This window comes from Rhizobium sp. N731 (genome assembly GCF_001664145.1).
GTDB lineage: Bacteria > Pseudomonadota > Alphaproteobacteria > Rhizobiales > Rhizobiaceae > Rhizobium > Rhizobium esperanzae.
The window spans coordinates 3,553,176-3,573,901 of record NZ_CP013601.1 but is presented as its reverse complement, the minus strand read 5'-3'; the positions used below and the strand labels follow the sequence as shown (position 1 = coordinate 3,573,901).

Sequence of the window (20,726 nt, the reverse complement as noted above, 5' to 3'; positions counted from 1 at the left end):
AATCTCAGTTCTAGCCGTTAGCGCCAGCGCGCCATTGATCTGGATCAGCGGGCGCGAAGAACGGACAGCGCCTCGTCGGCGATCACCTGTTCTTCGTCCGTGGCAACGACATGGGCGGCCATGCGGCTTTCCCCGGCGCTGATCGTGAAACTGTTGGCGGCGTTTGCCTTTTCATCAATCGAAAGGCCGAGCCAGGACAGGCGTTTCGCTACGCCGGCGCGGATTTCCGGCTGATGCTCGCCGATGCCGGCGGTGAAGACGACGGCATCGAGGCCGCCGAGCGTTACCGCCATGCGGCCGATCTCGCCGGCAATGCGCAGTGTGAACAGATCGATCGCCTGGCGCGCTTCCGGCCGTCCGTCCGTCAATAGATCGCGTGTGTCGGCGCTGATGCCGGAAACGCCGAGCAGGCCTGAGCGGTGATAGAGCAGATCCTCGATCTCACCCAGGGATCGTTTTCTCTCTCCCGCCAGATGCAGGATCACGCCGGGATCGAGCCAGCCCGGGCGTGTCGCCATCGGGATGCCGTCGAGGGTCGAAAAGCCCATGCTGCAATCGCGGCTGATGCCGTTTTCCATTGCACAGAGGCTGGCGCCGCTGCCGAGATGGGCGACCACAGCCTTTGCCGCACGTGGCGCCTTGCGAGCGAGTTCACCGGCGATGAACTTATAGGAAAGCCCGTGGAAGCCGTAACGCTTGATTCCCTCCTCATGCAGGGAACGGGGTATGGCGAGGCGGCGCACGAGATCGTCCTGTGTGGCATGAAAGGCCGTGTCGAAGGAGGCTGTCTGGACAAGATGCGGCTTCAGGTGACGGAGCGCGCGGATGAAGCGCAGCGCTTGCGGTTGGTGCAGAGGCGCGAGCGGGATCAGCGCTTCGATCCCATCGGTGGCGGCGTCATCAAGCGCGACGGCGCTCGTGAAGCGCTCGCCGCCATGGACGACGCGGTGGCCGGCTGCGGCGGCCGCTGCCATGTCGAAATGATCGGCGAGACGCGTGAAGGTCTCGTCGATGACCCCGTGCAGATCGTCCGTTACCTCCGCCTTCAGCGACATGTCGAATGTCTGCGATCCCTTGGTTAGGCCGAGCGAGAGCGGCTCGGCGCGGAGATCGATAACGCCCTTGCCGATGTGCCGTGCCTCGGCGCCATCGATCGAGAAGACACCGATCTTCACAGTCGATGAGCCGGCATTGAAGGTCAGGAGAAGGTCTGTGGATGACATGTCTTCAGAGACTCCGCACGGTCGTCACGATGACCGAACTTAGCGCCGAAACTCCCGCTGGAAAGGCATGGCCGCCCGTGCGCAACATGCTGACGGTGCTTGGCGGCCGACAGGGACGTCAAAGCTTGGGGCCGTTTTGTTGAATTACGCTAGGGTCAGGCCGTCGACGCCAGATTGACGTTGCGATCGCGGATGAAGATGCTGGCCTCGGCGGCGGGCATCGCCTTGCCGAAAAGATAGCCCTGGCCGATGTCGCAGCCGAGCTGCAGCAGGAAGGCAAGCTGGCCATGCTCCTCGACACCTTCCGCAGTCGTCTTGATATTGAGGCTTCTGCCGAGGCCAAGCATGGCGCGGACGATCTTTTCCTGGCGTTCGTCGTCGCGATAGGTGGCGATGAAGCTTTTGTCGATCTTGATCTTGTCGAAGCGGTAGCGGGCGAGCTGGGCGAGGCTCGAATAGCCTGTGCCGAAATCGTCGAGGGCGATCTGAATGCCGGCCGCATGCAGCTCTTCGAGAATGACGGCGGCGATAGCGGGATCTTGAATCAGCGCGTTTTCGGTAATCTCAACTTCCAGGCGTTGCGGCGGCAGCCCGCTTGCCGAAAGGACCTTGAGGATGCGGGACGTCAGCAGCCGGTCTTCCATCTGTACCGGCGAGACGTTGAAGGACAACGTGACATGCGCCGGCCAGGCGAGCGCATCGCTGCAGGCCTGCGCAAGGAGATCCTCGAACAAGGCGGTGATCATCCCGGTTTCCTCGGCAATGTCGATGAAGACAGCCGGCGGAATGTTGACGCCATCCTCGCCGATCCAGCGCGCGAGGGCTTCGAAACCGCAAAGCTGGCCGGTCTTCAGGTCGATCAGCGGTTGATAGAAAGGCTTGATCGCCTTGTTGGCGATTGCGGCGCGCAGTCTGGTTTCCAGGGAGGCGCGTTCGGTTACCTTGTCCTGCATCGAAGTTTCGAAGACGAGATAATGGTTGGGGCCGCGTGATTTGGCCTCATACATGGCGAGATCGGCACGGTGGGCGGCGTCTTCCAGCGGCTCGCTGTCTTCAACCCAGCGATCATAGCCGACGCTGGCGCCGACTTCGACGGCAAAGCCATCGATATGGATCGGCCGAGTGACGGCCTGGATCAGCAACTTGGCGAAACGCTCCTCGCGCTGCGTCGTCAGGGCGAAGGCGACGACGATGAATTCGTCACCGCCGAAGCGGTAGACGCAATCGGAATTGCCGAGCGCGCAGATGCGTTTGGCAACTTCGACCAACAACACGTCGCCGCCCTTGTGGCCGATGAGATCGTTGACTTTTTTGAAGCCGTCGAGGTCGATGGAGAAGATGGTGACGTTGTGGTCCCATTCCTCGATTTCCGCCTCGTCGCTTCTGACCGGCCGCGAGAGAATTTTGCGCTCGAAGGCGTAGCGATTCGGCAGCTTGGTCAGATGGTCGTGCGTTGCCGTCCAATCGGCCTTCGCTTGGGCGGCGGCGCGCAGTTCCATTTCCTTGCGCAGATCGGCAATACGCAGCACCGAGTAGATGAAGCTCATGGCGCCGGCGATGCCGAGTCCCAGAACGAGCTTGTCGGCGCCGTACTCGCCGAAGCCGGTCATGAAGGAAACCAGACTGTCGTCGAACTGGAGCAAGGTACCGAGGAGCCAGAAGGTAATCCCCAAACCGACGATCGACATGCATTGCCTTCCGGCTCTGCTCTGGAAAAACACCGGCATTGTGCCTTCTCCATCTCCACCCGCGCCGGGATATCACAAAAGTCTGAAATGTTCGTTGAAACCAGAAGGCGAATATTTACAGGGAGCAGTTTGCGGTGGGTCGTCGGCAGACGGATAGCGTTGCGATGCAGCCAGGATCGGCACTGCGGCTGTTTCGCCGGTTCCGTTCGGGAAGAGGATGTTGCTGCAGGTGATCAGGCCGAAAAGATGCCCCAGAAGAACGAAGGCGAGCGTGCTGACGCATCGCTCGCCTTTTTTCGTGCTTCAGGCGGTGACGATCAGCAGCGGAACGCTGAGGATGAGACCGGCCAAAACCGTGAACGTCGCGACGCGCATCAACCGCAGGCGCCGTGTACGCTCTCCACTCCAATCATATGTCATTCTTCCATCTCCTTGGGACAAGGAAGTAGTCCCCGCAAAACCGGGTTCAACAGGAATGACGCGATTTGCTTGTGTAAGGCTGGAGAAAATAAGGAACCTCTAATGCTGGAGGCGCAGAGACCAGCGGCTTCCGTTGCTGGTCATGCGAACGATGGCGAGTGGCTCGACGTCGCTCAGCCAGAAGGAGGAGGGCGGCGCCTGAAGCACATGCGCGACTGCAGCCCGGATGACGGCCGCGTGGCTGATGGCGATCACGTGACCGCTTTGGGCGGACTGGGCATCCATCCAGCCAGCGACGCGCTTTCGCAGGTCGAGGAGACTCTCGCCGCCGTGGGGGGCAACCCCCGGCTCGGTCATCCAGGCCATGAGATTTTCCGGCTCTTCCGCCTCAATCGCCTCGATCGATCTGCCAGCCCAGCGGCCATGGTCGCAATCTCGAAGCGACGGATCAATTTGCGCTTCGAGACGGAGCGCCTCAGCCGTCTGGCGGGCGCGCAAGGCGGGGCTTGTGACAATACGATCGGCGTAGGGCAGGGCGGCGATCCTGGCTGTTTCTTCCACGGCCTTTTCTTCCAGCGGTTCGTCGAGCGGAAACAGGGCCTTGCGGTTCGCCGCCGTCGCGCCGTGGCAGATCCAGGTGAGGCGCGTATTCACGGTTGTTCTGATCTCCGAGGACGGGGTGTGGACGGCCTTTGCGGGCTTCGTGAAGTTTCGTTGACAGTCTCTTCGGCGTGCAGATATAACCGTGCTGTTGCGGGTTTGGAAGCCGGTGGAAACCCGGCGCGGTCGCGCCACTGTGACCAGTGTGTCGAAAGCTCTTCACGCTGGAAGTCAGACCCTGCCGCACAACACTCTTTCGACTGAACGCGTCATTCCGGAGGAATACATGTCTGACACCACTTTCGCGCCCGTTGCGGCGCCGGCCCCGATCCCGGTTGGCGAGATCCTTCCGTGGGCGATCTTCGGCGGTCTGCTGATGCTCATCGTTCTTTATTTCGTCGGCACCGAGGAAGGCGCGATGGCGCTGTTCAACGGCATGTATGTGCACGAATTCGTGCATGACGGCCGCCATCTTCTCGGCTTTCCCTGCCACTAAGCGCATCGCGATCTTTCGGATTCGCTTCTCGCGCTTTAGGTCTTTGTTTTACGCATGTCGGTATCGCAAAACCGCTGCATACTTTGCGCGACATGCTTAGGGGGAATACTGACATGGTTGGAAAGCTCCTGCTTCGCGGCATGCTTGCGGGCCTGATTGCTGGCATCCTCGTTTTCGCTTTTGCGCATATCTTCGGCGAGCCGCTGGTCGATGCGGCAATCGCCTTCGAGGAGGCGAGCGCCCAGGCTGCGGGCGAAGCTGCCGAATCTGAAATCGTCAGCCGGGCCACGCAGGCCGGTCCCGGCCTTTTCACAGGCGTCATGGCCTACAGCATCGCCGTCGGCGGGCTTTTTTCGCTCGCCTTCGCCTTCGTGCACGGCCGCTTCAGCAGCCTATCGGCGCGCGGCACCTCGGCCGTCATCGCCATTGCCGCCTTCGTGGCGGTCGTTCTGGTTCCCGGCATCAAATATCCGGCCAACCCGCCGGCGGTCGGCAATCCCGATACGATCGGCGTCAGGACCGAACTATTCTTCCTGATGATCGTCGTTTCGCTCGCCTCGCTGGTTGCCGCGATCGCGCTGTCGCGCCGCCTTGGCGAGCGTTTTGGTCTCTGGAACGGCGCGATCATTGCCGGCATCGCCTATCTCGTCTTCATCGGCTCGGTTCTCTATCTGCTGCCGCCGATCAACGAGGTGCCGGAGAATTTCTCGGCGATGGTGCTCTGGCGGTTCCGCAGCACCACGCTCGGCATGCACGCGATCCTTTGGACAACGCTCGGTCTTGTTTTCGGAGTGCTGGCAGAAAGGCCTCTTGCCGCCAAAAGCGGACTGCTGCCGACGTTCCGGTGATGCGGCATATCGGCAGGCTTGCTTTTCTCGGTCTCATCGCGAGCCTATCGCCAATGTTTATCGGAAATTCCCTGGCCCATGGGAGCAGCTCTGGCGGCTCCCATGCCGGGCTCGATATTCCGGCAATTTCCCACGGCGAGATGGCGGTCATTTCGGAGTATCGCAGCAGCATCAGCATGCTGGCGTCACGGGCGGCCGATACGAACGAATCGTTCCGGCGTGTCCTGAACTACTCGGAAATCCAGTATTCCTATTGCCTCTGGGGACGGATGCCGGGCAGTGTGACGGACGAGGAGAGCCCGTTCAACGAATGCGCCCATGCCTATCTCGCGGCGACCAAAGCCGTGCTGATGGCGATGCGTGAGATGCCGCGGGAGGCAACCGCGGCGGGCGAAATCATTTCGGCCATCGACGCCGAGATGGCGGGCCGCGGACTTGCCTTCATCACCTGCCAGTTCAGTGGCGAGGCATTCAATACCGCCAATATCATCAAGCCGAATTGGAGCAAGGTGCCGCTTCATCCTGCCAGCATGGTCTCACTGGCGGGGTTGGCCGCTCTGTTCGGTCTTGCCGTTCTTGCACTACGCCGCTTCCTGCGGCCGAAGGCTCAGTCGTCGGAATAGCGCTGCTCGCGCCACGGATCACCATGCATATGGTATCCGTTCTTTTCCCAGAAGCCGGCCTCGTCGGCGGCGATCAGCTCGATGCGGCGCAGCCACTTGGCGCTTTTCCAGAAATAGAGATGAGGCACGACGAGCCGCATCGGCCCGCCATGCTCCGGTGTCAGCGGCAGGCCTTCCCAGGAGGTCGCCAGAATCGCATCCTCGGCGGCGAAATCGGCGAGCGGCAAATTGGTTGTATAGCCGTCGTAACTTGTCAGCATGACGAAGGCTGCTTCCGGCCTCGGCATGGCAAGGTCGAGCAGATCGCGCGTCGAAACGCCCTTCCATTTGTTATCGTAGCGCGACCAGGTGGTGACGCAGTGGATGTCGCTGCTCCTGATGCTCTGCTCGATCGCCTGGAATTCGGTCCAGGTGAGGGTGAGTGTCGTTTCGACCAGGCCGCGTACTTCAAGCCGCCAGCTCTCGGTTGAAATGACCGGTTGCTGGCCGAGATCGAGTACCGGCCAGTTCTTGACGAGGTGCTGGCCGGGCGGCAGGCGCTCGGCCTCGGGACGGCTGATGCGGCCGGTCAGGAACTTGCCCTCGGATGCCCAGCGGCGCTTGGAGCTGGTGAGCTTGCTATCGGCGGGCGTCTGATCATCGCTCATGAATGGGTCTCCTTGCGGTGCAGCAATAGGACATCCGTCCCTGCCGAGTGTCAAGTTTCGGCGAGCCCTTGGAAATCCTCGCTTGCCTCATTAAACTGAGCCGTCGGGCATGCCTTGCTGGGGAGTGAAGGCAGAAGGGAGGAGCCGGATCTGTCTTCGAGATATCGTGCCATCGCGGCGTTGTTGCTGGTGCCGCTCGTCATTTTCGCCTTCTTCACCTATGGAAGTGCGATTGCGACGCGCGCCTATATGCAGGAGGCTTCAGCCCAGGCGGGAACGGCGCTGCGCCTAGCCGTCTCGGCACTCAGCGGCCACCTCAACCGCTACGAGGCGCTGCCGGCGCTGATCGCCGATCACGACGATATCAAGGAACTGGTCAGCGCGCCCGAGGACATGGCGCTTCGCGATGCGGCCAATCTCTATCTCAAGGAAATCAACGGGCTTTTGAAATCCTCCGACATCTATGTGGTGAAGCCGGACGGGGAGACGATCGCGGCGAGCAATTACGATGGCCCGGGGAGCTTCGTCGGCCAGAATTTCAACTACCGGCCCTATTTCCAGGAAGCCATCGAAGGCCGGCAGGCGCGGTTTTATGCTCTCGGCACCACGTCGCTAAAGCGCGGCTACTATTTCTCTGCTCCGATCAGGGTCAGTGCGGATATTCGCGGTGTCATTGTCTTCAAGGTCGATATCGACATGATCGAATCTTCCTGGAGCGGCGGCGAATACAAGATCTTCGTCTCCGATCCCGAGGGCATCATCTTCATGTCCGGCAGCCCGGAATGGCTCTATGGCGCGATCCTGCCGCTGACGGCCGATCGTATTGCCCGGACCGAGGCGTCGCGGCGCTACGCCAATGCGAAGCTGACCGCTCTGCCGGTGACGCGCCATCGCTTGGAGCCGCATGATCTGATGACGCTTGCGAGCGATCGGGGCGCAAGCGAATATCTGGTGCTGTCGCATTACATGCCGGCCGAGGACTGGACGGTGAATGTGCTGATGGAAACGAGTTCGATCCGCGCCCAGGCGCGCACCGCGCTTGTCGCCATCTTTCTCATCCTTTGCATCGCCGGTCTCGCTGTAGCGGTCATTCGCCAGCGGCGGGCGCGGCTTGCCGAGCGCATGTTGATGCAGGCCGAAGCGCGGGGCGAACTGGAGCGGCGGGTGGAGCAGCGCACGGCCGATCTTGCCCGAGTCAACAGCCGCATCGAGGAGGAGATCGCCGAGCGGCGGATGACTGAGCAGCAGCTTCGCCAGACGCAGGCCGACCTCATCCAGGCGGGCAAACTCGCTGGTCTCGGGCAGATGTCGGCTGCGCTTTCGCATGAATTCAACCAGCCGCTTGCCGCTGCCAAGACCTATACGGATAGCGCTTCGGTGTTGATCGACCGCGGTCGGATGGAGGAGGCGCGCGACAATATAAGGCGGATCGGCGGGCTCATCGACCGCATGGCCTCGATCAGCCGGCACCTGCGCAACTTTGCCCGCAAGCCGAACGAGAAGCTCGGGCCGGTTTCACTCGACGAGGCGATGCGCGATACGCTCGAGATTATCGCTTGGCGGCTGAAGGCGGCGGACGCCGAGCTCCGGCTCGATCTCGGAACCCGGCCGCCGGTGGTGCGCGCCGGATCTGTGCGGCTGCAGCAGGTGCTGGTGAATGTGATCTCCAATGCCGCCGATGCGGTGGAAGGTCTGAGTGACAGGCGCATCGAGGTTTCGGCCTCCGAGGAGGCCGGCAAGGTGGTGCTGACGGTGCGTGACCATGGGCCTGGCGTGCCAGCGGCAATCGCCGAGCGCATCTTCGACCCCTTTTTCACAACCAAGGGTGTGGGCAAGGGGCTCGGCCTCGGACTGTCGATCTCCTACAACATCGTCAAGGATTTCGGCGGCAGCCTGACCGCCGCCAATCATCCCGAAGGGGGCGCGGTGTTCCGCATCGAGCTGCAATCGGCGGCAGGGTCGATGCCGGAGGCGGCGGAATGAACGAGGCCAAGATCCTGCTTGTCGACGACGAGGAGGAACTGCGCCGCTCGACGGCGCAGGCGCTGGAGCTTTCCGGCTTCAGCGTCGAGACCTTTTCGAGCGGCGACCATGTGCTGGAACTGATCGGCTACAGCTTTCCCGGCGTCGTCGTCAGCGATATCCGCATGCCCGGCATGGACGGCATGACCTTGATGCAGAAGATTCGTGAGATCGATCAGGAGGTGCCCGTTATCCTCGTCACCGGCCACGGCGACGTCCAGCTTGCGGTCAAGGCAATGCGTGAGGGCGCCTATGATTTCATCGAGAAGCCGTTCACGCCTGAAATGCTCGCCGGCGTTATCCGCCGGGCGATGGAGCGGCGCGGTCTCGTGCTCGAAAACCGGCTGCTGAAGGCGGTCGCCGGCAAACGCGACGATATCGAGGCGCGGCTGCCGGGGCGCACCCAGGTGATGGTGGATCTGCGCTACCGCATCCGCGCGATCGGCGCCAGCGATGCCGATACCCTCATCGTCGGCGAGACCGGGGCGGGCAAGGAGGTCGTGGCCCGTGCACTTCACGATATCAGCGCCCGGGCGAGCCGGCCATTCATTGCGATCAATTGTGCCGCCCTGCCGGCAAATCTGATCGAGAGCGAGCTCTTCGGCCATGAGGCCGGCGCCTTTCCCGGCGCCGTCAGGCCGCGTTACGGCAAGTTCGAACATGGCCGCGGCGGCACCATCCTGCTCGACGAGATCGGCTCCATGCCCTTCGACCTACAGGCGAAGTTCCTGCGGGTGCTGCAGGAGCGGGTGATCTCCAGGCTCGGATCGAACGAGGTCGTGCCGCTCGACGTGCGCTTCATCGCGACGAGCAAGGTCGATCTGGAGGCTGAGGTGGCCGCTGGCCGCTTCCGCGCCGATCTACTCTACCGACTGAACGTCGCAACGCTGCATGTGCCGTCGCTATCGCAGCGGCGGGCGGACGTTCCGCTGCTCTTCCTGCAGCTGGTGCGGGAAGCGGCCGCCCGCTACGGCCGCGACGAGGTGGCCGTGCCGCCGGAGGTGATCTCCGACATCGCCCAACGCGACTGGCCCGGCAATGTGCGCGAGTTGAGGAATGCCGCCGACCGTCTGGTCCTTGGGCTCGATAACGGCGGACGGCAGGCCGAAGAGGCAACTGGGCTTGCGGAGCGGGTCGCCGAATTCGAGCGAGGGATTATCGCCAGCGCGCTGGTGGCGCATGGCGGCAGCCTCAGGCCGGTTTACGAATCCCTCGGCATCTCCCGCAAGACCCTTTACGAAAAGATGCAAAAATACGGCCTCGACAAGCGGATGCTGACTACCGAAAGCTGACTTTGGGTCCCTGGTGCATTCTCCGGCAATGGTGCTGTAGCACTGGACCGTCGCGTGTTGGGTGGAAATCCACCCATCGCCTATGCCGTTTGTTTCCAAATCGACCCATGCTGCATTGCACTGCCGGAGAATCGTCTTGCGGAAGCGACGGTAATGATTGCGGCTCGATTTCTCCCGGCGGCAAATAGGTGATCGCCGGCGCGGAGGATGTGTCGGCGGGCTTGCTGTTTCATCAGGGAGGAAACGATGAAAATCCTGAGGGCCGTGCTCGGCCTGACCGCGGCTGCCGCGGTTTCTCTTCTCGCCGGTGTCGCTTCGGCGCAGACCTATCCCGAGCGCACCATCACCATGGTCGTCCCCTTTGCGGCGGGCGGCCCGACCGATACCGTCGCACGCCTGGTGGCTGAATCCATGTCGAAGGATCTCGGTCAGCAGATCGTCGTCGAAAATGTCGGCGGCGCCGGCGGCACGCTTGGCGCCGGCCGGGTGGCGAACGCTGACCCCGATGGCTACACCATTCTTTTGCACCATATCGGCATGGCGACCAGCGCCACGCTCTATCGCAAGCTCGCCTATGACACGCTCGGCGCCTTCGAATATGTCGGCCTCGTCACCGAGGTGCCGATGACGATCGTCGCGCGCAAGGATTTCGAGCCGACCGATCTCAAGGGACTGATCGATTATGTCAAGGCCAACAAGGACAAGGTGACCGTCGCCAATGCCGGCATCGGTGCGGCTTCGCATCTCTGCGGCATGATGTTCATGAGCGCCATCCAGACGCCGCTCACGACCGTTCCCTATAAAGGAACTGGCCCGGCGATGACGGATCTGCTCGGCGGCCAGGTTGATATCATGTGCGACCAGACCACCAACACCACGAAGCAGATTAAGGGCGGCACGATCAAGGCCTATGCGGTGACCTCACCGAAGCGCCTCGACGTGCTGAAGGATGTACCGACGGCTGTCGAAGCCGGCCTGCCGGGCTTCGAAGTCGGCATCTGGCACGGCATCTACACGCCGAAGGGTACGCCGGCCGCGATCAACGAACGCCTGTCGAAGTCGCTGCAGCTGGCGCTGAAGGATCCGAATGTCGGCGCCCGCTTCGCCGAACTCGGCACAGCGCCGTCTTCCGATGCAGATGCGACTCCTGCTGCTTTGAAAGCCAAGCTCGAAAGCGAGATTGCCCGCTGGAAGCCGGTGATCGAGGCTGCCGGGGAATATGCGGACTAGTGAGGGATGTGCCAGGAATAGCCCCTCACCCTAACCCTCTCCCCGTAAACGGGGAGAGGGGACCTGCCCTGAGCAATTGCGGAAAAGACGAAGGCTTGCGGCATGTTCCCTTCTCCCCGCAAGCGGGGAGAAGGTGCCGGCAGGCGGACGAGGGGCAATCGCTGCAGTAACGGCCTCTCGTGAACCATCTCCAACTCCAGGAGACACCATGAAATCCATCAGTTTCGATAGTACCAATGCGATCTGCGGCGCGCTGTTCGTCGCGACGGGCGCTTTCTTTGCCTATCAGTCGGTCGGGCTCGACCTGGGTACGGCATTGCGCATGGGTCCCGGCTATTTCCCGTTCATCCTTGCGTGCGCGCTGATACTTCTCGGCGCGATCATCTTCATTCAGGCGCTGCGTGTGGAGGGGGAGCCGGTCGATCCCTTCGCCTGGCGCGGCATGCTCTTCATTCTGCCGGCTCCCGTCTTCTTCGGATTGACGGTGCGCGGGCTTGGATTTGCGCCGGCGCTGTTCTTCACAGCCTTCATCGCCTGCTTTGCGTCGCGCAAGATGAACCTGGTGTTCGCGGTCGTCCTGTCGCTGCTGCTGACGATCTTTTCGGTCGCCGTCTTCAGCTATGGGCTCGGACTGCCGTTCGAACGCTTCGGCCCCTGGGTCCGGTTCTAGGAGGCTACGATGGATCTTTTCAGCAATCTGGCGCTCGGCTTTGCCACGGCGGCAACGTTCGACAATCTTCTCTTCTGCCTGATCGGCGTGCTGCTCGGCACGCTGATCGGCGTGCTGCCCGGCATCGGCGCCACGGCGACGATCGCCATGCTCTTGCCGATCACCTTCCAGCTCGAGCCGGTCTCCTCACTCATCATGCTCGCCGGCATCTATTACGGTGCGCAATATGGCGGCTCGACAACGGCGATCCTCATCAACATGCCGGGCGAATCCTCCTCTGCCGTCACCGCGATCGACGGCTATCAGATGGCGCGCAAGGGCAGGGCAGGGGCGGCGCTGGCGATCGCGGCCCTCGGCTCCTTCTTCGCCGGTACGGTCTCGACCTTTCTCGTTGCGGTCTTCGCGCCGCCGCTGACCGACATCGCGCTGCAATTCGGATCGGCTGAATATTTCTCGCTAATGATCGTCGGCCTCGTTTCCTCGATCGCGCTGGCGCACGGCTCAGTCGTCAAGGCGCTGGCGATGGTGGCGCTCGGGCTGCTGCTCGGCCTCGTCGGCACCGATATCTATACCGGCACGCCGCGTTTCACGCTCGGCATCCGCGAATATGCCGACGGGCTGAATTTCGTGGCGCTCGCCGTCGGCGTCTTCGGCGTCGCTGAAATCCTGCGCAATCTCGAGGGAGAGTCGACACGCACGGTGCTGATGGCCAAGGTATCGGGTCTCTTGCCTTCGCGCCAGGAATTCAAGGAGATGATCGCGCCCATCATCCGCGGCACCGCGATCGGTTCGGCGCTTGGCATCCTGCCCGGTGGCGGGGCGATCCTCGCTTCCTTCGCCTCCTATACGGTGGAAAAGCGCTTGTCGAAGACGCCGAAGGAATTCGGCCAAGGCGCGGTCGCCGGCGTCGCAGGGCCGGAATCGGCCAATAATGCCGGAGCGCAGACCTCGTTCATTCCGCTGCTGACGCTCGGTATTCCGGCCAATCCGGTGATGGCGCTGATGATCGGCGCGATGATCATCCAGGGCATCGTGCCGGGCCCGAACGTCGCCACCGAGCAGCCGGCGCTGTTCTGGGGCATCATCGCCTCGATGTGGATCGGCAATCTGATGCTCGTCATCCTCAACCTGCCGCTGATCGGACTCTGGGTGAAGCTTTTGACGGTGCCTTATTATGTGCTCTTCCCCATCATCATGGCCTTCTGCTCGATCGGGGTCTACAGCGTCAATTCCAACGTCTACGACCTCTACGCCGTCGCCTTCTTCGGTCTCATCGGGTACGTGCTGGCCAAGCTCCGCTGCGAGCCGGCGCCGCTGCTGCTCGGCTTCGTGCTCGGGCCGTTGCTGGAAGAGAATCTCAGACGTGCCATGATCCTGTCGCGCGGTGACCCCAGCACCTTCATCACGCGGCCGATCAGCGCCACGCTTCTGGCAATCGCGGTCGCCGTACTGATCGTCGTCTTCCTGCCGAGCGTCAGGAAGAAGCGCGAGGAGGTGTTCGTCGAAGAAGCTTGAGGGTTGAACTCGCGAGTTGTTTGATGAACAACGAATGATCTGACGCGGGCGCCGTTCGGGCGCCCGTTTCACATGGAGGGATATCCAGGCCCATGAGCATTCCTGCCCGGATCAAGGACGATCTGCTGTTCCTCACCGCCCTGCGCCGCGATCTGCACGCCCATCCGGAACTCGGTTTCGAGGAGGAGCGCACCGCCGGTATCGCCGCAAAGCTTCTCGAGGAGGCCGGCATCGCCGTGCATCGCGGGCTTGCCGGCACCGGCGTGGTCGGCACGCTGCAGGTCGGCAATGGCACGCGCAGGATCGGGCTGAGGGCTGATATGGATGCGCTCGCGATGCCTGAGATGGCGGAGCGGCCCTATAAATCGACAGTGCCGGGAAAGATGCATGCCTGCGGCCATGATGGCCACACGGCAATGTTGATCGCCGCCGCGCGGCACCTGGCGGCGACGCGGAATTTTTCCGGCACCGTGCATTTCATCTTCCAGCCGGCCGAAGAGGGCCGCGGCGGCGCGAAGCGCATGGTCGAGGAAGGGCTCTTCCGGCTTTTCCCCTGCGATGCCGTTTATGGCCTGCACAATATGCCGGGGCTTGCTGTCGACGAGATTGCCGTGGTCGAGGGGCCACAGCTCGCCTCCTCCGACAGCTGGCGCATCACCTTTCGCGGCATCGGCACGCACGGCGCCAAGCCGCACCTCGGCCGTGATCCGATCACGGCAGCCGGTACTTTCCTGTCATCGCTGCAAACGATCGTTGGCCGCGTTGTCGACCCGCTGCAACCGGCGGTCGTCAGCGCCTGCTTCCTGCAGGCGGGCAATGCCAAGGCGTTGAACGTCATTCCCGATATCGTCGAGATCGGCGGCACGGCACGGGCCTATTCGCCTGGGGTGCGCGACCAGCTGGAAACCGAAATCGGTCGGTTGGCGAGTGGGACGGCTTCGATGTACGGCGTATCAGCCGACTATCGTTTTGAGCGGCGGATACCGCCTGTCGTCAATGATGCGGATGCGGCATCACGGGCGCTTGCCGCCGCCGGCACCGTCTTTGGTGAAAAAGTACGGAGGAGTTTTCCGCCATCGACGGCCGGAGATGACTTTGCCTTCTTGGCTGAGAATGCGCCGGGTTGTTATGTCTGGCTGGGCAACGGGCCGGCGGTTGATGGGGCGCTGCATCACAACACGGCTTATGATTTCAACGATGAGGCGCTTGGATACGGGGCGGCTTACTGGGTAGCGTTGGTGGAGGGGGAGTTGAAGGTTTAAGCGGTGTCCATCGCTCCGTTTTCGAGCATCACCAGGATCGGTCCCTCAACCGATTTATAGACAGCCGCGAGTTGAACCGCTCGAAAAACGACCATGCCCAGCGCGGCTGCGAAGAAAGCCACCGAAACCGGCGCGAGGCAGCTCCTCCCAGCATCTAACATGTCAATGTCAACGCCCCGAAAAGCAGAGCCAGATTCATCACGATACGCATTCCACACCAATTTTTACGGTCCTCGAACCGGCGTATCGTCGGTTTGCTCCGCCTTCGGCGCGTCATTCAGTTTTGTACAAAGCTCGAAAATTGGCCGGACGCGAACACGACAGTCGATGATTCAGTTGTCGAGGACGCAATTTTTCCGGGAGAGATTCCTAATCTGCGCCGATAAACTCAACCTGCGGTGCAGCTCACCCATTTGGGTGATGGAACCAAATCGCTTAGCCGTGGTTCGGCGGGCTTTCACGGTTTCAAAGCATAAGGGAAATCCTTTGAACGAGCTGCATCACGAATTCCAGCTGCGAAGAGATTTTTTGCCGAGAGCCGACGAGGACGAGTGGTCTGGAGCTGAGCCCGCGGCATTGCCGGTGGACAGTCCACCGGACCTCCAAAAACCGCTGCCGCCCCGCCCGTTGGTGGTTGATCTTGACGGCACCCTGGTGCGATCGGACCTGCTGATCGAGACGGTCTTCTCTGAGCTTAGCCGCCGGCCCCATTCGATCGTCGATTTCATCAGGTCGCTGTCCGCCGGAAAAGCGTGTCTGAAGCACCGCCTTTCTCAACCAGCGGATTTCGATCCGGCTATCCTTCCTTATGACGCGGAAGTGCTGAACGTCATCAAGGCCGCACGGGAGGAGGGGCGTTCGGTTTATCTCGCTTCTGCAACCCACGAACGCCTGGTTTGCGCGGTTGCCGACCACCTCGGCCTCTTCACCGGCTGGTTTGCAACGAACGAGACGATGAACTGTGTCGCCGAGGTGAAGGCGGCAGAGCTCGTCGCCGCCTTCGGAGAGGGTGGTTTCGACTATATCGGCAATGACCCGGCCGACTTGCCAGTCTGGCGCCACGCCGCAAAATCCTATGCGATAAGGACATCGGCGGCAGTTGCGCGAGAGCTTTCGCGCCAATGCGACAACGTCGAGCATCTTAGCCACGACAGACCGACATGGCGGATTTGGACGCGCTCGTTGCGAGTGCATCAATACGTCAAGAATGGGTTGGTCTTTATCCCGTTACTGACAAATCAACTCTTTGACCTCCATAGCCTTGCGAATGCCGGCCTGGCTTTGGTGGCTTTTTCGCTTTGTGCCTCGGGCGTTTATCTCCTGAACGACCTGGTCGATCTGCAGGACGACCGCCGCCATAAAACCAAATGCCGCAGACCCCTTGCCTGTGGCGAGATCCCGCTGTCGCACGCTCTGCTGGCGATCCCGATCCTGCTTTTTCTGTCGTTTACGGTGGCCGCCGTAGTGTCCCCCGTCTTCGTGCTCGTACTCGCGGGATATTTCGCCTTGACCACGGCCTACTCATTCTTCCTCAAGCGGAAGATGATCCTGGACGTGGTGGCTCTCGCCTCTCTTTACACCACGCGGGTGATCGGCGGCGCTGCCGCCGTCTCGGTGTGGCCATCGCCCTGGCTGCTTGCCTTCATGATGAGCTGGTTCCTCTCGCTCGCTTTGGTGAAGCGATACACCGAGCTCATTTCACGCCGCGCCGCGCACCTGCCGGATTCCAAGAGCCGCGACTACAGGAAGGCGGATATTGGTATGGTGGGCGCCCTGGCGGCTGGAGCGGGAATGAACGCGCTGACGTTATTTGCCCTCTATGCCGCAAGCGACAGTGCCCAAGACATCTACACCCGGCCAGCGATGCTATGGTTGGCCGGACCAATCCTTGCCTGCTGGATTGCCCGCATCCTTATGCTCGCCCACCGGGGGCAGATGCATGACGATCCAGTCGTCTTCGCGATCAAGGACAAGGTCAGCCTCGTCACGCTCGGCGTCGCCGGCGCACTTGTCATTGCCGCAATGTGAGGTGGCCGAATGGGTCGTCAGTCCTCAGAGCGAAGCACTTCCGCGGGCCTCGCAACCCGCTACCTCGCCTTCGCCGTGCTCTCCACCGCCGCCAACTTCGCGGTCCAGGCTACTGTCATGCAGCTGGCGCCGTCGCCGAGCCTCGTGCCATCGATGCTCGCAGGGACCGCTGCCGGTTTCGGCTTGAAATACGTCCTCGACAAACGATGGATCTTCTTCGACGGCTACACGTCATACGGCGACGAGATGCTCAAGGTGGCGCTTTACGGCCTGTTCAGTGTCCTGACGACGCTCATATTCTGGGGGTTCGAAATTGCTTTTTGGACGGTCTGGAAGACGGAGCTCGCAAAATACACCGGCGGAGCGCTCGGATTGGCGATCGGCTACGTCTCCAAATACGCAATGGACCGGAAATTCGTCTTCAAACCAGAGGAGGCGTAACAAACTCATGGAGGGCTGGGGACGGTATCCGCGCCATGAGAGCCAGGCAATCGACTGCCAGCTGCCGCAAGCGCTTGCAGGCATCGTGGCCGATCGCGTGGGATTGATCGGGCGCGGAAATGGGCGCTCATATGGTGACGCGGCGATCGGCGAACACTCCACCTTGATGTGCCGTGGTTTGAGCCGGATGCGGAGCTTCGATCCCACCAACGCGACGCTGACCGTGGAAGGGGGCGTAATGCTCTCGGACATTCTGCGCTCGTTTGTCCCGAGAGGCTATTTTCCGCCTGTGGTACCGGGCACCAAATTCGTCACGGTCGGCGGGATGATCGCCTCTGACGTGCACGGCAAGAACCATCATCGCGACGGCGGGTTCGGCGATCATGTCAGCGAGCTCAAGCTGGCAGTCGCCGGCGGAGAGATCCTCACCTGTAGCCGCAGGCGCAATCCCGAGCTTTTCTTCGCGACGGTCGGTGGCATGGGCATGACCGGGATCATCGCGGAAGCGACCTTCCGCTTGAAACCGATCGAATCCGGCTGGATCGCGCAAAAGACGATCGTCACGGAAAACCTTGGCGAGGCGTTGAAGGCGCTGCAGCAGACCGAGGATGTCACTTATTCGGTCGCCTGGATCGATTGCCTTTCGCAAGGCGCTTCCCTTGGACGCTCGCTGATTTTCGCCGGCGAACACGCGACGCTGGACCAGGTCGGCGGCATGCCGGATGCCGATCTTTTTGCAGAGAAAAACGCGGGGAGATTTTCACTGCCATTCGATCTGCCGCAATGGGTGCTCAGCAAAACAGGCGTTGCAGCCTTCAACGAGCTTTATTTCAGGGCGGGAGCGCGAAAGGCGGCCAAGACGTCGCTGGTCCACTGGGATAAATACTTCTTTCCACTGGACGGTATCCTTGAATGGAACCGGCTTTATGGCAGGCGGGGCTTCCTGCAGCATCAGTGTGTGGTTCCAGCCGAGGACGCGCTTCCAGTCCTGAGCGGCATTCTCGAGCGCTTTGCGCGCTCGGGAAAAGGCTCCTTTCTTGCCGTTCTGAAGAAGCTGGGGGGCGGAAGCGGGCTGCTGTCCTTTCCTGCGCCGGGCTACACGCTCGCACTCGACCTTCCCGTCACGCAGGAGGTGTTCCGGCTGCTCGACGAAATCGACGAGCTGGTTGTCAAGGCAGGGGGTCGGCTCTATCTCGCCAAGGATGCACGACAGTCACGTCACACATTCGAAGCCGGTTACCCTCGGTTGGCTGCCTTCAAAGAGCTACGCAAAGTAACGGGCGCCGATCGTCACTTTAGTTCCCGCTTGGCAAAGAGGCTCGGCATATGACGGGGATCGGCAAGACACTGCTCCTGATAGGCGGGACGTCGGATATCGGTCGCGCTACGGCGCTGATCTATGCCGAGGCAGGATGGAACGTGCTTCTCACCGGACGAAAGCGCTCCGCCGTACAACGCGAAGCCGACGACATCAGCGCGCGGACCGGCGCTAAGGTCCTGGTTCACGAACTCGATATCCTCGCTACAAGCCGCTTCGAAGATTTCGTGGGCGTCGTTTCGCCTCTGCCTGACACGGTGGTCTGTGTCGTTGGCGAACTGGGCGAGCAGTCTCGCGCCGAACGGGAACTCGACCACGCCGCTATGATCATGCGGACAAACTTCGAAGGACCAGCTTTGCTTCTCGGTCTGCTGGCGGAACGTTTTGCGGCGAGAGGATCAGGTACCATCGTCGGCATAAGCTCCGTCGCCGGCGATCGTGGACGCGCGTCCAACTATGTCTATGGCGCCGCCAAAGCCGGGCTGACTGCATTCTTGTCCGGCCTGAGGAATAGGCTGTCGGGGTCCGGGGTGCGCGTGCTCACCGTGAAGCCGGGTTTCGTTCGGACACGCATGACGCATGGGATGAAACTCCTGCCGCTTCTCACCGCCGAACCTCGGGAGGTCGCGCAAAAGATCTTTACTGTCGCCGAGGGAAGCAGAGGCGGGGACGTCGTCTACGTCAGACGAATATGGCGACCGCTGATGACGGTGATCCGGTCAATCCCGGAGCCGATCTTCAAGAGGTTGCGGCTATGACGGAACCGGGCAATCACGCCGCCTATGCGACCATCGGAACGGGAGCCGGTGCCAGCAAGCGACCGGCGGCCAGGCTACGGCGGTTGCTGTCGGCGGAAGGTGCGATCGTCCTCGCAGCCTTGGCCTGCGCTGCCATGCTTGCCCTGCCTGAGAGGACCATCAACGCCGCCTTTATCAATGATGTGCTGGTCTTTATCGACGGTGCGCACCGCATCACGTTCGGTCAGGTGCCGAACCGCGATTTCCACACGGCGCTCGGGCCACTCGTCTTTTATCTCCCGGCGGCTGGATACCAACTGACGGGGAATTTCGGCGCTGCCATACCGGTCGGAATGGCTATCGTTGTCGTCGCCTTCATCCCGGCGATGATCCGCATCCTCGTGTCCCGCCTCAGCCCGTCATTGGCGGCCGCGCTCGGCATATTCCTCATTCTCATCCTCGCGGCGCCGATCAATCTCGGCAGTTCCATCTGGTATCCTTCCTTCGCGATGTTTTATAACCGCATCGGTTGGGTCGCGCTCGGCCTGCTGCTGGTGATGTATCTGACGCCGCAGCCCGCGCGCGGGCGAAGCGATGCCGCCGATGCCCTTGCCGCCGTCTTTCTTCTGCTCGTCTCGTTCTATACCAAGGCGACCTACGGGCTCGCCGGAACCGCCTTTCTCGTCGTCATGCTCTTGGATCGGCAGCAGCGCCGCTGGGCCGTGACCGCCCTGCTGCTGACGGGACTGGTCATGATCGCCATCGAGTTCTTCTGGCGCGGAACCGCTCAGCATATAGAGGATCTGCGGGCGGCGGCGCGTGTCAGCGGCGGCCATGATGTCGCCAGCATCCTGAAGAACCTGCGTGAGAACCTTTCCGACCTCGTCGTGTTCGCGACCTTCGCCTTGATCGCCATCTGGCAAACCCGCAGCTTCCGAGATCTTCTCTTCTCCGGGTTCTGCATAGGCGCCGGCCTGGCGATCATCAATCAGAACGCCCACAGCTGGGGCATCATCACGCTCTACTGTGGCGCAGTCGTTCTGGCGCAGAAAGCCGCCTGGTTTCAGAAAGGCGATGAAGGGAGAAGGGCGGGTGGCTTGGCTCTTCCTGCCGGCGCTCTTTCGCTGCTCGCGACCTTGTTCCTGTTGCCGCCGATCGTACACCACGCCGCAGCCCTCATTCTGCATACAGCGCTTGCGGCTGAGAAAGCCGGGCAATCTCTCGGGCTGCCGCGTTTTGACGATGTTCGCGAGATTGATCCGCCCGGCGGTGAACCGGACTTCATAAGGCGCTATCTCGACGACATCGTCACCGGCGGAGCGCTGCTGCAGGCGTTGCCCGTACCGCCCGAGCGTGTTTTTGTGCTTGATTTCGTCAATCCATTTTCAGCCGGCCTCGGAATTCGCCCGCCTGCCGGTGACACCGCCTGGTTTCACTGGAACCGTAATATCAACGAGAGAGCCTACATCCCACCGGAAGTGCTCTTTGCGGATGTAAAGATCGTCATGGTGCCTAAAACAGGAATCAATAGCCTGCCGCTGCAGGCGCTGTACGGCCCGTTTCTTTCGGCCCGGTTCGAGATCGTTCAGAAGACATCGGAGTGGACGGTCTACCAGTGGCGTCAGGCTAAGGCGCAAAGCGAGGTGCAGTGATTGAGACGGAAAGG

General features: G+C 61.7%; 18 protein-coding genes. 14 read left to right on the top strand and 4 right to left on the bottom strand.

Annotation, left to right across the window (positions count from 1 at the left end):
- Nucleotides 1–44: 44 nt before the first annotated feature.
- The 3 genes from AMK02_RS17425 to AMK02_RS17415 form a co-directional block, all read right to left on the bottom strand.
- On the bottom strand, nt 45–1,223 hold the full coding sequence (locus tag AMK02_RS17425; protein ID WP_064804740.1) for an acetate/propionate family kinase: 1,179 nt from the start codon (nt 1,221–1,223) through the stop codon (nt 45–47).
- A 155-nt stretch (nt 1,224–1,378) separates the two neighbouring features.
- Entirely contained in the window at nt 1,379–2,950 is a 1,572-nt protein-coding gene (locus AMK02_RS17420; protein ID WP_064804738.1) for a putative bifunctional diguanylate cyclase/phosphodiesterase, read from the bottom strand.
- Between the two features lie 480 nt (nt 2,951–3,430).
- The gene (locus tag AMK02_RS17415; RefSeq protein ID WP_064804737.1) at nt 3,431–3,985 is read right to left on the bottom strand and encodes a histidine phosphatase family protein; all 555 of its coding nucleotides are present in this window, start codon (nt 3,983–3,985) and stop codon (nt 3,431–3,433) included.
- Nucleotides 3,986–4,217: 232 nt separating this feature from the next.
- Here AMK02_RS17415 and AMK02_RS17410 point away from each other — a divergent pair, with 232 nt between their 5' ends.
- The 3 genes from AMK02_RS17410 (at nt 4,218) to AMK02_RS17400 (ending at nt 5,898) form a co-directional block, all read left to right on the top strand.
- Nucleotides 4,218–4,427: a CbtB domain-containing protein gene (locus AMK02_RS17410; protein WP_011426664.1), complete on the top strand. Its 210-nt coding sequence runs from the start codon at nt 4,218–4,220 to the stop codon at nt 4,425–4,427.
- 113 nt (nt 4,428–4,540) lie between these two features.
- Nucleotides 4,541–5,275: a CbtA family protein gene (locus tag AMK02_RS17405; RefSeq protein WP_064804736.1), complete on the top strand. Its 735-nt coding sequence runs from the start codon at nt 4,541–4,543 to the stop codon at nt 5,273–5,275.
- 53 nt (nt 5,276–5,328) lie between these two features.
- Nucleotides 5,329–5,898 (top strand): hypothetical protein, encoded by a 570-nt coding sequence (locus AMK02_RS17400; RefSeq protein ID WP_237358317.1) that lies wholly within the window; start codon nt 5,329–5,331, stop codon nt 5,896–5,898.
- On the opposite strand, the gene AMK02_RS17395 is transcribed toward AMK02_RS17400, so the two are convergent.
- The gene (locus AMK02_RS17395) at nt 5,883–6,545 is read right to left on the bottom strand and encodes a sulfite oxidase-like oxidoreductase (protein ID WP_064804727.1); all 663 of its coding nucleotides are present in this window, start codon (nt 6,543–6,545) and stop codon (nt 5,883–5,885) included. The two genes, AMK02_RS17400 and AMK02_RS17395, sit on opposite strands and share 16 nt — an antisense overlap.
- Nucleotides 6,546–6,734: 189 nt before the next feature.
- Between AMK02_RS17395 and AMK02_RS17390 the strand changes: the two genes are divergently transcribed.
- The 11 genes from AMK02_RS17390 (at nt 6,735) to AMK02_RS17335 (ending at nt 20,712) form a co-directional block, all read left to right on the top strand.
- Nucleotides 6,735–8,528 (top strand): sensor histidine kinase, encoded by a 1,794-nt coding sequence (locus tag AMK02_RS17390; protein ID WP_252997335.1) that lies wholly within the window; start codon nt 6,735–6,737, stop codon nt 8,526–8,528.
- Nucleotides 8,525–9,859, top strand: a complete 1,335-nt coding sequence (locus AMK02_RS17385; protein ID WP_064804725.1) for a sigma-54-dependent transcriptional regulator — start codon at nt 8,525–8,527, stop codon at nt 9,857–9,859. Before AMK02_RS17390 ends, AMK02_RS17385 begins: the two co-directional genes overlap by 4 nt.
- Before the next feature lie 246 nt (nt 9,860–10,105).
- On the top strand, nt 10,106–11,089 hold the full coding sequence (locus AMK02_RS17380) for a tripartite tricarboxylate transporter substrate-binding protein (RefSeq protein WP_064804724.1): 984 nt from the start codon (nt 10,106–10,108) through the stop codon (nt 11,087–11,089).
- Between the two features lie 208 nt (nt 11,090–11,297).
- Entirely contained in the window at nt 11,298–11,759 is a 462-nt protein-coding gene (locus AMK02_RS17375) for a tripartite tricarboxylate transporter TctB family protein (RefSeq protein WP_064804723.1), read from the top strand.
- Between the two features lie 9 nt (nt 11,760–11,768).
- Entirely contained in the window at nt 11,769–13,274 is a 1,506-nt protein-coding gene (locus AMK02_RS17370) for a tripartite tricarboxylate transporter permease (protein ID WP_064804722.1), read from the top strand.
- A 92-nt stretch (nt 13,275–13,366) separates the two neighbouring features.
- Nucleotides 13,367–14,536: a M20 aminoacylase family protein gene (locus tag AMK02_RS17365; protein ID WP_064804720.1), complete on the top strand. Its 1,170-nt coding sequence runs from the start codon at nt 13,367–13,369 to the stop codon at nt 14,534–14,536.
- A 582-nt stretch (nt 14,537–15,118) separates the two neighbouring features.
- A complete protein-coding gene (locus tag AMK02_RS17355) occupies nt 15,119–16,564 on the top strand; it encodes a UbiA family prenyltransferase (protein WP_442966372.1) in 1,446 nt (481 codons plus the stop codon).
- A gap of 9 nt (nt 16,565–16,573) precedes the next feature.
- Nucleotides 16,574–17,005, top strand: coding sequence for a GtrA family protein (locus AMK02_RS17350; protein ID WP_064804715.1), 432 nt, complete (start codon nt 16,574–16,576; stop codon nt 17,003–17,005).
- 7 nt (nt 17,006–17,012) lie between these two features.
- Nucleotides 17,013–18,335, top strand: coding sequence for an FAD-binding protein (locus AMK02_RS17345; protein ID WP_064804713.1), 1,323 nt, complete (start codon nt 17,013–17,015; stop codon nt 18,333–18,335).
- A complete protein-coding gene (locus AMK02_RS17340; RefSeq protein ID WP_064804712.1) occupies nt 18,332–19,081 on the top strand; it encodes an SDR family oxidoreductase in 750 nt (249 codons plus the stop codon). Before AMK02_RS17345 ends, AMK02_RS17340 begins: the two co-directional genes overlap by 4 nt.
- A complete protein-coding gene (locus AMK02_RS17335) occupies nt 19,078–20,712 on the top strand; it encodes a hypothetical protein (RefSeq protein ID WP_064804710.1) in 1,635 nt (544 codons plus the stop codon). Before AMK02_RS17340 ends, AMK02_RS17335 begins: the two co-directional genes overlap by 4 nt.
- The last annotated feature ends 14 nt before the right edge of the window (nt 20,713–20,726 follow it).

What these genes read in the sequence shown, in the direction of transcription:
- AMK02_RS17380 (WP_064804724.1), top strand. Translation starts at nt 10,106, where the DNA reads ATGAAAATCCTGAGGGCCGTGCTCGGCCTGACCGCGGCTGCCGCGGTT.
- AMK02_RS17410 (WP_011426664.1), top strand. Translation starts at nt 4,218, where the DNA reads ATGTCTGACACCACTTTCGCGCCCGTTGCGGCGCCGGCCCCGATCCCG.
- AMK02_RS17395 (WP_064804727.1), bottom strand. Translation starts at nt 6,545, where the DNA reads ATGAGCGATGATCAGACGCCCGCCGATAGCAAGCTCACCAGCTCCAAG.
- AMK02_RS17420 (WP_064804738.1), bottom strand. Translation starts at nt 2,950, where the DNA reads ATGCCGGTGTTTTTCCAGAGCAGAGCCGGAAGGCAATGCATGTCGATC.
- AMK02_RS17405 (WP_064804736.1), top strand. Translation starts at nt 4,541, where the DNA reads ATGGTTGGAAAGCTCCTGCTTCGCGGCATGCTTGCGGGCCTGATTGCT.
- AMK02_RS17345 (WP_064804713.1), top strand. Translation starts at nt 17,013, where the DNA reads ATGGAGGGCTGGGGACGGTATCCGCGCCATGAGAGCCAGGCAATCGAC.
- AMK02_RS17350 (WP_064804715.1), top strand. Translation starts at nt 16,574, where the DNA reads ATGGGTCGTCAGTCCTCAGAGCGAAGCACTTCCGCGGGCCTCGCAACC.
- AMK02_RS17385 (WP_064804725.1), top strand. Translation starts at nt 8,525, where the DNA reads ATGAACGAGGCCAAGATCCTGCTTGTCGACGACGAGGAGGAACTGCGC.
- AMK02_RS17365 (WP_064804720.1), top strand. Translation starts at nt 13,367, where the DNA reads ATGAGCATTCCTGCCCGGATCAAGGACGATCTGCTGTTCCTCACCGCC.
- AMK02_RS17370 (WP_064804722.1), top strand. Translation starts at nt 11,769, where the DNA reads ATGGATCTTTTCAGCAATCTGGCGCTCGGCTTTGCCACGGCGGCAACG.
- AMK02_RS17340 (WP_064804712.1), top strand. Translation starts at nt 18,332, where the DNA reads ATGACGGGGATCGGCAAGACACTGCTCCTGATAGGCGGGACGTCGGAT.
- AMK02_RS17375 (WP_064804723.1), top strand. Translation starts at nt 11,298, where the DNA reads ATGAAATCCATCAGTTTCGATAGTACCAATGCGATCTGCGGCGCGCTG.
- AMK02_RS17400 (WP_237358317.1), top strand. Translation starts at nt 5,329, where the DNA reads ATGTTTATCGGAAATTCCCTGGCCCATGGGAGCAGCTCTGGCGGCTCC.
- AMK02_RS17425 (WP_064804740.1), bottom strand. Translation starts at nt 1,223, where the DNA reads ATGTCATCCACAGACCTTCTCCTGACCTTCAATGCCGGCTCATCGACT.
- AMK02_RS17335 (WP_064804710.1), top strand. Translation starts at nt 19,078, where the DNA reads ATGACGGAACCGGGCAATCACGCCGCCTATGCGACCATCGGAACGGGA.